Origin of the sequence: Pseudoselenomonas ruminantium (assembly GCF_900104055.1) — a bacterium.
In the GTDB taxonomy this organism is placed as follows: Bacteria; Bacillota; Negativicutes; order Selenomonadales; family Selenomonadaceae; genus Selenomonas_A; species Selenomonas_A ruminantium_C.
Genome location: NZ_FNJQ01000066.1, coordinates 1 through 5,147, shown reverse-complemented (window position 1 = coordinate 5,147; position 5,147 = coordinate 1). Strand labels below are relative to the sequence as shown.

Annotated in this window: 6 protein-coding genes and 1 pseudogene; 3 read left to right on the top strand and 4 right to left on the bottom strand. The window is 52.8% G+C overall.

Annotated elements, in window-relative coordinates; all coding sequences use genetic code 11:
• On the top strand, positions 1-214 hold a 214-nt coding region (locus tag BLQ59_RS15460; protein WP_143005396.1), incomplete at its 5' end, for an IS3 family transposase.
• A 112-nt stretch (positions 215-326) separates the two neighbouring features.
• Here BLQ59_RS15460 and BLQ59_RS15455 read toward each other — a convergent pair.
• The 3 genes from BLQ59_RS15455 to amrA are packed head-to-tail and all read right to left on the bottom strand — an operon-like array spanning position 327 to position 2,960.
• Positions 327-716 (bottom strand): C-GCAxxG-C-C family protein, encoded by a 390-nt coding sequence (locus BLQ59_RS15455; protein WP_074573695.1) that lies wholly within the window; start codon positions 714-716, stop codon positions 327-329.
• A 32-nt stretch (positions 717-748) separates the two neighbouring features.
• Complete coding sequence (gene amrS / locus BLQ59_RS15450) at positions 749-1,582, bottom strand: AmmeMemoRadiSam system radical SAM enzyme (protein WP_074573694.1); 834 nt, start codon at positions 1,580-1,582, stop codon at positions 749-751.
• On the bottom strand, positions 1,575-2,960 hold the full coding sequence (gene amrA, locus BLQ59_RS15445) for an AmmeMemoRadiSam system protein A (protein ID WP_074573693.1): 1,386 nt from the start codon (positions 2,958-2,960) through the stop codon (positions 1,575-1,577). Before amrA ends, amrS begins: the two co-directional genes overlap by 8 nt.
• Positions 2,961-3,091: 131 nt before the next feature.
• On the opposite strand from amrA, the gene BLQ59_RS15440 reads away from it, so the two are divergent.
• Positions 3,092-4,198: an SLC13 family permease gene (locus BLQ59_RS15440; RefSeq protein ID WP_081342616.1), complete on the top strand. Its 1,107-nt coding sequence runs from the start codon at positions 3,092-3,094 to the stop codon at positions 4,196-4,198.
• Here the strand turns inward: BLQ59_RS15440 and BLQ59_RS15435 are convergent, their stop codons facing one another.
• A complete protein-coding gene (locus BLQ59_RS15435; protein WP_074573692.1) occupies positions 4,199-4,816 on the bottom strand; it encodes a LysE family translocator in 618 nt (205 codons plus the stop codon).
• Positions 4,817-4,924: 108 nt separating this feature from the next.
• Between BLQ59_RS15435 and BLQ59_RS15430 the strand changes: the two are divergent.
• Positions 4,925-5,147: pseudogene (locus BLQ59_RS15430) on the top strand (recombinase family protein); the annotation flags it as partial.

The following is a 5,147-nucleotide window of genomic DNA, read 5'->3' as shown; positions in this document are numbered from 1 at the left end:
GTCCCGTGTAGCCCACTGCATTGACAATGGGCCTATGGAAGGATTTTGGGGTATTCTCAAGCGTGAAATGTACTATGGCAGGCGTTTTACCAGCAAAAGTAGCCTCATGAATTCAATTAAAGCCTACATCCATTATTACAACAACAGGCGTGTGCAACGTAATCTCGGAATCCTAACGCCGATAGAGAAACACAGCTTGTATTTAGCCGCATAAAAAGACCGGCAGACGAATCTGCCGGCCAAAGAAATTTTATATTTTTTTATTGTCCTCTTGACGGGTAGCAGTTCAAAATTGACAAGTCAACGGCTCCAAACATCAAAAAAGCTTATAATTCCGCCAAGCGCTTTTCCAGCACCTCAACGCCATGTCTTACGCAATCGTCGCAGGAGCAGAGCATCTTGCCCGTCTTGATGCCTTTGAGGTCGCCGCAGATGGTGGCGCCGGACATTTCTTTGAATTCCTGCATCATGTCTTTGGCGATCATCTTGCTGGGTTTGTCGGATTTATTGAGCATACCCAATGCCATAACGGCTCCGACAAATGCACCGCAGGTGCCTTCCATGCCGCCCATGCCGCTGCCGAAGCCGGAGCTTACAGCCATAAGTTCTTCCTTGCTCTTGCCCAGTTCAGGGGCAAAGGCCAGCAATACTGCCTGAGCACAGTTGCATTTACGCTTGTATTCCACGGCCTGTTCTTCTCTCGTCGTATTTTCCATTCTCTTGTTTCCTCCTAAAATATAATACAGATCTAACGTACATTTCCTAAATGTACATAGGTCAGCTTCTCTTGTGCGATATCCTGAAACTCATAAAGTTTTTCCAGCGAAGTTGCCGGCTCATCATAGTGGTAACGGGGAAAGTAACGTGACAGATGCAAGGGTATATCTGCACGGATTTCAGCCAGCCAATCCACCTCCTCCCTGAATTCTGCGCTATCGTCGCTTATCCCCGGCACCACCAAAGTCGTCACTTCCACATGCACGCCGACATGGACGGCCATCTCGATGGTACGTTTTGCCGCAGCCAGACTGCCGCCCAAGCGTTCATAGGTTTCGGCCGCAAACGTCTTGAGGTCGATATTCATAGCGTCCACATAGGGCAGCAAAGCCTGCAAGGGTTCGGCCTCAATCTGGCCGTTGGTCACCAGCACCACTTTTTGGCCTGCCTGCTGCAAGCGGGGCGCCACATCCAGCAGGTATTCATAGCTTAAAAGCGGCTCATTATAGGTAAAGGCCACACCGATACTGCCGTGTTTCATGGTTGTTTCCTGCGCGAGCTCCACCAATTGTTCCGGGCTGAGCTGTCCGCGCACTTCCTCGGCTCCGCCTTGAGAAATCGTATAGTTCTGACAGAAGCAACAGGCCATGTTGCAGCCAAAGGAACCCAGCGACAGGATGGCGCTGCCCGGATGAAAATGATACAAGGGCTTTTTCTCGATGGGATCAAGGGCCAGGGACGTGACCTGACCATAGTTCAGGCTCTGTATCCTGCCCGCCTGATTGCGCCGCGTACGGCAAAAACCCAATTGCCCCTCCCCCAGCTGGCAATGGTGCGGGCACAAGCTGCATTCTACCTTACTCATGTCTCGTCACCGTAAAGCGCCAAAGCTTCACGGCCTCCTGTGGGCCGATATTGCCCTTGCGCCGGGCGATATCCACCTGCTGTGCCACCGTATCCACACCATTTAAATCCGGCAACAGCAACCCTCGCCTGTTCCCAGCCTCGACAATCACGCCATAGCGTTTGACATCGAGTTCTGCCTCACTGGCAATCGGCTCCGGCACAGACAGCACATCCACATCATAGACCAAATCTTCTAATTCTGCCTCGGTCACCGGCGAAAAACGGGGATCTCCCGTCCCGGCCGACACGGCATTATAAAGGATTTCCTCGGCCAAATTGTTCCGCGTCGGCAGGATTGTGCCGATGCAGCCGCGCAGCTGGCCGTCTTTTTTGATACTGACAAAAGCACCGGCTTTTTGACCGGTCAATTCTGCAGGCAGCTCATCCGGCAGCGGCGCGCGTTTGCCGTTTCGCACATAGTATTCCAACGAATAACGGGCCAAAGCCAGATACGCATCCTCGCGCTCACGCCGCTTCTCCATCTCTGCCCGATGCAACTCTGCCGCCTGTTCTCCGATATTGCGCTGTTCGTCATGATTTGATAGGTCAAAGGTCGCCACGGCATAGCCCACGCCGAAAGGCCCTTCCTGTGCCAGAAGCTTTGCCTCCACCTGATGCCGGTCCAAAGCACCGGCCATGATCCAGAAGGAGCGCAGACCACACTCTGCCGCCGAATCCGCCAGCTCTGCTGGTGTGGTCAGAAGCTGCAGAAAATCCCCTGTCCTGAAGCACGTCCCCATGCGTTCGTCGAAGACCGGCCCGGCAGGATCAAAACCATAAGGGCCCTCGGCCTTGAGCTTATGGGACAGATCGCCACTGGCCACGAGCACGACGCGCCGGTCAAGGTCGCGCGCCGTCTGGGCAATCAGCACCCCCAATGCGTAATGGTTGTCCCGGGACAATCCCGACAGGCCAATGCGGACGATTTTACCTGTAAAACCCGCCTTTTGCAGGAAATACAAGGGAATCATCGTGCCGTGGTCAAGGCCGCCGTCCTGTTTGCCCAAAGTTCCGGCAGGCAGTTTGATTTCATCTGCCATTTGGGCCAAATGCTGGACGAAATCCATATCATAAGCCGCCCGAAAACTCAGTTCCGGATGACCGAAGGCCGCAAAGCTCCCCTGCGCCCCGGGGCCTGAGGAAATCTGCAGATAATCGGCATACATTTTCGCATGAGGGCTGGTAATCACAATGGTTTCGGGTTCTTTCGCCACCGCCCAGGCCGCCGCCTCCTGATAAGCGTCAATCGTCGCCTGAATCCCCTGCTCTTCACCGCGCCCAATCTCAGGTATGATGAGCGGCGGGTGCGGTACTACACAAGTTCCTGACAATGCCATAGCCTACACCTCGTTTTTCATAAACATAGGGAAATACACTATCCATCAAGTAAATTCTATCATTCACCCTGTCATTGCGCAATGAATTATGTTATACTTTGTTTTTAATTACGGATGAAGGGAGCCTTCCTATGTTTATTTACCAAAAACTGCGTCAGAATCCGGATTTATCTGTGGCGCTTGTTTTTGCCCTATTGACCAGTTTTATTGCCCCGCCGAGTCTGGCTGAAATCGGCCAGCGTATCAATATCCCCCTGCTCGGGCTGCTGCTTTTCCTGATGTGCATCGTGGCCGGCTTGCGGCTCAGCGGTTTCTTTGCGGCGATCTTCCAGCAGTTGTTCAAAGGCAGTGCCTCGGGGCGGCCTTTGGGGCGGTTCTTTATCTTCAGCTGCTATTTCAGTTCCATGCTGATCACCAACGATGTGGCTTTGATCATCTTCGTGCCGCTGGCCATCATGGTCTTTACCGAAGCCCGGCGCATCCGGCTCATCGTGCCCACAGTCTGCTGGCAGACCATTGCAGCCAACCTTGGCAGCATGCTCACGCCGATTGGCAATCCGCAAAATCTCTTTATCTACTCCCATTATGGCTTGGAACCGGCAGAATTCCTTGCCATTACAGCGCCCATTGTGCTGCTGAGCGGCGCAGCCATCTATCTGGCCACCTTTATGCTGCCGGACGTCGATGTGCCGCTGCCTGCCCGCAAAGACGCTGGTCTGCCCTGGAAAAAGATCCTGCCATTGCTCGTGCTCTTCGGCCTCTGTCTGCTCCATGTGGTGCATCTGCTGAGCTTTCCCGTGCTGGCAGCCATTGTCCTGCCCGGACTGGCCCTGTTGAACCGTCACCTGTTCAAGGAAGCCGATTACAAACTGCTCCTGCTCTTTGCCCTGCTCTTCATCGGTGTGGGCAATCTGAGCCATATTGAATTTTTCCAAAGCTGGCCAGCAAAAATGCTCGCAGGACATGAGTTCTGGGTATCCCTGCTGCTAAGTCAGCTGCTGAGCAACGTTCCTGCTACGGTGCTTTTGGCCAGCTACACCGATGCCTATACGCCCCTGCTTTTGGGTGTGAATATCGGCGGCCTTGGCACCATCATCGCCTCCATGGCCAGCGTGATTTCCTTCAAGGCCTACCTGCAGACGCGCTTCAGCAAGCCGGGCTATTACCTGCTGACCTTCACCGGCAGCAACCTCGCGGTGCTGGCTTTGCTGCTGCTTTACTATTATCTTTATATGTAATCAGGACAGCAGGATGGCCAGCGCGATGCCAGTCAGCACCACGCCCTGCATGATGCCCAGGATGCGGTTGAGATTTTTCGTCCGACTGATGAAAATCCGCACGCTGCCGGCGCAAATTGCGATAAGGGAAAATATCACAAAGGCCTGAAATGCAAAGATGGCCCCCAATTGAGCGATATGCCAGCTCAGGGCTTCGCTGCTGCTATCCACAAATTGGGGCAGGAAAGCCAGAAAGAACAGCAGCACCTTGGGATTCAGCACATTCATCAGCACGCCCCGGCGGTACAAGACGCCATAGGCCGCGCTGTCATCGGCCTCACCGATCTGCAGTTCGCCATCTTCGTGGAATGCCTTCCAGGCCAGATACAGCAAATAAGCCGCCCCAATGCATTTCATCCCGACAAAGGCCAGTGCCGAACTTTGGATAAGCGCCGCCACGCCTAAGATGACCAGCGTGGTATGGAAGACGATCCCGCTGGCAAGACCTGCACTCAATGCTACGCCGCATCTGGCTCCGCTGGAGAGGCTCTTGGCCAACAGGTACATATTATCCGGGCCGGGTGCCAAGGTCAAAAGGATTGAAGCCGTCAAAAAATATAATACCGTATTGATTTCCATAAACTCGCCCTCTCGTGTATAGTTCAATAATTCATTAAAAATATTAAATTAAAATCCATATTTTATATAATATATGGTATAATCAAGCCAAGGAAGGAGGATTGTATCATGTTAGCCAAAGATGTGCTCCGTGTCCTTGGAATAACACGCCCTACACTGACCAAGTATGTCAAAACTGGCATAATCCGAGTGACTGTCCTGCCCAACAAGCGTTATGACTACAATGAAGAAGATGTGTACGGCTTTTTGAATAAGGACATGAAGCGGAAAACATTTATTTACGCTCGTGTATCGACAGCCAAGCAGAAGCCAGACCTTGAAAATCAGATTT

Bases quoted from the DNA above. Each gene is read 5' to 3' on its own strand.
- BLQ59_RS15455 (WP_074573695.1), bottom strand. From the start codon at position 716: ATGGAAAATACGACGAGAGAAGAACAGGCCGTGGAATACAAGCGTAAA.
- amrS (WP_074573694.1), bottom strand. From the start codon at position 1,582: ATGAGTAAGGTAGAATGCAGCTTGTGCCCGCACCATTGCCAGCTGGGG.
- amrA (WP_074573693.1), bottom strand. From the start codon at position 2,960: ATGGCATTGTCAGGAACTTGTGTAGTACCGCACCCGCCGCTCATCATA.
- BLQ59_RS15440 (WP_081342616.1), top strand. From the start codon at position 3,092: ATGTTTATTTACCAAAAACTGCGTCAGAATCCGGATTTATCTGTGGCG.
- BLQ59_RS15435 (WP_074573692.1), bottom strand. From the start codon at position 4,816: ATGGAAATCAATACGGTATTATATTTTTTGACGGCTTCAATCCTTTTG.